Below are 5,120 nucleotides of genomic sequence, written 5' to 3'. Positions count from 1 at the left end.
AACGAACAATTCAAAACATGCCGGAACATGGGGCACCTCCTAATCTGGGAGTGCCTTTAGCGCTGCCGGGGTCAATGCAGGATTAATCAAGTTTCCAGTTCGGAGGGCCAGGCGACTGGTGGCGAACTCCAATTTAACCAGCCGTTAAATTTTCAGGCGCACGAGTTCGCATTCGAATTGATAAAGCAACTAGGAACGTTGATTCTGATCAATTCAATCAATGAGGCAAGAAATGCTGTCTAAATTAAACATAGCAAGCAAGATCGTAATCATTATCGGCGTAATGGGCATGGCTGCCACTGGAATTACGATGTTGTCGATGAGCAGCCTCCAGGCATTGAGCTCATCCGCTTCACACATCAACACAGCAGCGCACGAGATTCGCGTTGCAGGGCGCATAAACGAAGGATTCATCGCCTTACGCCGCGCTGAATACATGGCGACGACCGACAGGACTCACCTCGCCGAAGCGCAGGAGATTGCCCGCACGGTCACGGCCTCGGTTGCACAGGGCTTCGCCGACCTGCGTGCTATCGCTTACGGCGAATTGCTCGATCAGGTGATCGATGCGGAGAACCAGTTCAACGCCTAAGCCAGCCGGGTGCAGGCAACGCTCGATCTCGCGTCGCGCGAACTGGAAGGTAATGTCGGCACTGGCCGCGAGGCGATACTCGAACAGGTTGATGCCAACCGCGCGCTCGTACTGACGGCAAATGCGCAGATCAGCGAGCTTCTCGACAGCCTCGATACAACGGCGGCGCAGACCTATCTCGACGCCTCCGAGCTGGCAGATCAGCGCCAAATCCTGATGTTGACCCTCGCCGTCCTCGGAACGATTGCCGGCATCGCAGTCGGCATGTTCATCGCGCGCTATGGGATTTCCCGGCCGCTGCAAGCCGTCATGGCCGATCTGAGAACCATGCTCGATGGCAATCTGACGATTGAGGTGCCCAGCGCCAGGCGCAAGGACGAGATTGGTGATCTTGGACGTGTCGCGCTGTATTTCCGTACCCAGTTGCAAAAGGCGCGCGAAGACGAGGCAGAGGCGCAAAAGCTTGAAAACGAGCGCCGCCGCAAGGAACGCACCGAGCAGATGAATCGTCTGGCCGACGAGTTCGAGCGGGCGGTTGGCGAAGTCGCTGCCGAGGTGAATGCTTCGGCCAGCCAGCTTCTGGCCAACGCTTCGGCCATGGCCGCCATAGCCGAAGAGACCAACCGCCAGTCTGCCTCGGTATCAGCCGCCGCCGAGCAGGCCAGCGCCAACGTCCAGTCCGTCGCCGGCGCAACCGAGGAATTCTCCGCCAGCATCGGCGAAGTGACTGAACAGATCACCCGCACCCGCGAGCAGGCCCACGGCGCCCTCAAACAGGCGCAAGTGTCCGCCGAAGCCATGGCGCGGCTGAGCAATGTGGTCAGCACGGTGGCATCGGTGACAGAGCTGATCTCCTCCATTGCTGAGCAGACCAATCTGCTGGCACTCAACGCCACGATCGAAGCTGCCCGGGCGGGCGAAGCCGGTAAGGGCTTTGCCGTAGTGGCAAGCGAGGTCAAGGCACTGGCCGAACAGACGGCCCGCGCGACGAGCGACATCTCCGCCAAGATCGGGGACATGCAGACCGCTGCCGACGATTCCATCCAGTCTGTCGATGCGATCACCCGTCAGGTATCGGCCATTTCGGAGCGGTCCGAAGGCATTGCTGCAGCGGCAGAGGAACAGCGCGCGACGACCCATGAAATCGCCCGCAACATCGCCGAGGCGGCCACCGGCACCGGCGAGGTCACGTCCTCGCTTTCGGGCATCGTGCAGGCATCCAACGATACCGGGCGGGCCAGCAACGAGGTGCGCCTCGCGGCTGCGTCACTCTCCAATCAGACCCGCCTGCTCGACGAGAAGCTCAAGGCCTTCCTGACAACAGTCAGGGCTGCCTGATAAGGTCCGATGATAGCGCTGCCCGCACGTGAAACGCTGCGGGCAGCGAGCCGGTCCGCTTACTCCGCGGCCGCCCGGATGGCGGCTGCCGGTTTCAACGCATCGGAAATCTGGAAAGCCATTTCAAGGGCTTGATCCGCATTCAGACGCGGGTCGCAATGGGTGTGATACCGGCTTGAAAGGTCGGCTTCGGACAGATGCCCTGCCCCGCCGACACATTCGGTCACATCCTGACCGGTCATCTCGAAATGAACGCCGCCCGGCTCTGCGCCTTCGCTGCGCACCACCTCGATAAAGCTCTTCAGCTCCGAGAGGATGTGGTCAAAGGCGCGAGTCTTGTAACCATTTCCGGCCTTTATCGTATTTCCGTGCATCGGATCACACGACCAGACCACGTTGCGTCCTTCGGCGACGACCTTGCGCACCAGCGGCGGCAATCCGGCCTCGACCTTGCCCGCGCCCATGCGGGCGTAGAGCACGAGACGGCCGGCCTCGTTTCGTGGATTCAGCAGATCAATCAACCGGATAAGCTCATCCGGGTCGAGCGAGGGACCGCACTTGAGCCCGATCGGGTTTTCCACGCCGCGGCAATACTCGACATGGGCTCCGTCTGGCTGGCGGGTTCTGTCCCCGATCCAGATCAGGTGCGCGGACGTGCCATACCAGCGGCCCGACTGCGTCTCCATGCGCGTCATCGCTTCTTCGAACGGCAAGTGAAGCGCCTCGTGAGAGGTATAGAAATCAACGCCTTCCAGTGACGGGGCGGCATCCGCCGTCACGCCGCAGGCCCGCATGAAGGAGAGTGCCTCGGTGATGCGGTCGGCATATTCCTGATAGCGCTCACCAGCCGGGCTATCCGACAAGAATTCCAGCGTCCACTGGTGCACATTGTGCAGATCGGCATAGCCGCCAGAGGCCAGCGCACGCAGGAGATTGAGCGTCGAAGCCGACTGGTCATAGGCCCGCACAAGGCGCTGCGGATCGGGCACCCGCCCCTCAGGCGTGAACGCCATATCGTTAATGGAATCACCGCGATAGGACGGCAACTCCACGCCATCGATGACCTCTGTATCGCTCGAACGCGGCTTGGAAAACTGGCCGGCTATCCGGCCGACTTTTACCACCGGTTTTGCAGCGGCGAAGGTCATCACCACCGCCATCTGCAACAACACGCGGAAAGTATCCCGGACGTTGGCCGCGGAAAACTCCTTGAAACTCTCCGCGCAATCCCCGCCTTGCAGCAGGAAGGCCTGACCGGCCGCAACATTGGCGAGCTGGCGGCGCAGACGGCGGATCTCGCCGGCAAACACAAGCGGAGGACGGCGCGCAAGCTCAGCCTCGACCGCTTCAAGTGCAGCCCTGTCCGGATAGTTCGGCAGCTGCAGGGCTTTGCGGGACCTCCAGCTCGACGGGTTCCATCCACTCATGGCGCTTCTTTCAATTCGGGCGGGATCCATTTTTTCCGCATGGTTACAAGCTCTTCGGCAACAGTTGGGTGCACCGCGCAGGTGGCATCAAACTGCTCCTTGGTCAGCCCGGCCTTCACAGCAATGCCGACGGCCTGGATGATCTCCGGTGCATCATCGCCCACAATGTGCACGCCGAGAACCCTGTTCGTGCCGCGCTGCACAATCATCTTCATCAGCATGCGCTCCGGATTGGCCCCCAGCATACCCTTCATCGGCCGGAACACGCTCTTGTAGATGTCGACATCCCCATGCAGGCGGCGCGCATCCGCCTCGCTCAGGCCCACGGTGCCGACCGGCGGCTGGGTGAAGACGGCGCTCGCGATATTCTCGTGATCATAGGCAGTTGGCGTGCCGCCAAAGGCGGTTTCGGCAAAGCAGACCGCCTCGCGGATCGCGACAGGCGTCAGGTTCACCCGGTCCGTTACGTCGCCGACGGCATAGATATGCGGCACGCTGGTGCGCGAATATTCATCGACCTTCACCACGCCGCGCTCGCCCGTCTCGACACCTGCCTTCTCAAGGCCGAGCCCCTTGGTGTGAGGATCGCGGCCAATGGCGAACACCACCACGTCGACCGGGCAGACATCACCATTCTTCAGATGAACCGTGCGGGTGCCATCGTCGTTTTCTTCAATCTTTTCAAACACAGTATGGGTGATCACCCGCACGCCGGAGGCTTTGAGTCCCTCGTGCACGAACTCGCGCACATCATCGTCAAAACCACGCAATACCGTGTCGCGGCGATAGACCAGCGTCACCTCGACACCCATGCGGGCGAATACTTGCGCAAACTCGCAAGCTATGTAGCCACCGCCCGCGATCAGCATGGATCTGGGCAGGCTGGGCAGGTGGAACAGCTCATCTGACGTGATGGCCAGCTCAACACCCTCCAGCCCGTCATGGACGTTGGGCCGTCCTCCTGTTGCGATGAGGATAGTCTTTGCGGTTATCCGGCGCCCGGAGGATTTTAGCTCTAGCGTGTGCTCATCAACGAATTCGGCGCGCTCGGAGATCAGTTCAACGCCCGCATTGGCAAGGTTCTTCGCATAAATGCCGGACAACCTGTCCACCTCTGCATTCATGGCATCGCGAAAGGCAGGCCAGTCAAATTCCGGCGCGCCCACATCCCAGCCATAGGCCTTGGCCAGCTCGAATTGCTTTTTGAAGCCAGAGGCATAGACCATGAACTTTTTCGGGACACAGCCGCGGATGACGCACGTTCCGCCCGGCCGGTGCTCCTCGGCCACGGCAACCTTATGGCCCTTCATGGCGACCAGGCGCGACGCCCTTACGCCGCCAGACCCTGCCCCGATGGTGAAAAGATCATAGTCAAATTCGGCCATAGGATCAGATGCCCCGTTTTATAGGTTCGAAACCCCGCAAATGCGGTATGCGGACCCCGATTCATAGGTGCGGAGCGCCCGGTTTCACATGTGGCAAAACCGCCACACCGGGCCCGGCCGAAGGAGCCGTGGACCTGTCCCCGCGATCTGTCCGCATTTTCGGGTGGATGGGCGGACCTCTCCCTTACTCTCGTCGTTCCCGCGCAGGCGGGAACCCAGAGCGATTGATCAACGCCCTTGCCCTTCAATCACTGGATGCCCGCCTGCGCGGGCATGACGCGATAAGAAGAGACTGGACGTCTATCATGGCGAACTGGGTCTCCCGTCGGGGCGGGAGACCCCGGTGGAAAGGCCTACCGGCAAAAAAGCAATACCCCT

Annotated in this window: 4 protein-coding genes; 2 read left to right on the top strand and 2 right to left on the bottom strand. The window is 60.9% G+C overall.

Features of this window, described 5'->3' with window-relative positions; genetic code table 11:
- The first annotated feature begins 232 nt into the window (after positions 1-232).
- Together ACTS2Z_RS02535 and ACTS2Z_RS02530 are read left to right on the top strand one after the other, a co-directional pair.
- The gene (locus ACTS2Z_RS02535; protein WP_442571661.1) at positions 233-592 is read left to right on the top strand and encodes a hypothetical protein; all 360 of its coding nucleotides are present in this window, start codon (positions 233-235) and stop codon (positions 590-592) included.
- A gap of 9 nt (positions 593-601) precedes the next feature.
- The gene (locus tag ACTS2Z_RS02530; RefSeq protein ID WP_442571660.1) at positions 602-1,930 is read left to right on the top strand and encodes a methyl-accepting chemotaxis protein; all 1,329 of its coding nucleotides are present in this window, start codon (positions 602-604) and stop codon (positions 1,928-1,930) included.
- A 59-nt stretch (positions 1,931-1,989) separates the two neighbouring features.
- Here the strand turns inward: ACTS2Z_RS02530 and ACTS2Z_RS02525 are convergent, their stop codons facing one another.
- Complete coding sequence (locus ACTS2Z_RS02525) at positions 1,990-3,357, bottom strand: class II 3-deoxy-7-phosphoheptulonate synthase (protein ID WP_442571659.1); 1,368 nt, start codon at positions 3,355-3,357, stop codon at positions 1,990-1,992.
- On the bottom strand, positions 3,354-4,742 hold the full coding sequence (gor, locus tag ACTS2Z_RS02520; RefSeq protein WP_442571658.1) for a glutathione-disulfide reductase: 1,389 nt from the start codon (positions 4,740-4,742) through the stop codon (positions 3,354-3,356). The genes ACTS2Z_RS02525 and gor overlap by 4 nt, the downstream gene beginning before the upstream one ends.
- Between the last annotated feature and the right edge of the window lie 378 nt (positions 4,743-5,120).

Source organism: Glycocaulis sp. (assembly GCF_052168375.1).
Lineage (GTDB): Bacteria > Pseudomonadota > Alphaproteobacteria > Caulobacterales > Maricaulaceae > Glycocaulis.
The sequence above is the reverse complement of the archived record's forward strand: the minus strand, read 5'-3'. Positions and strand labels throughout refer to the sequence as shown.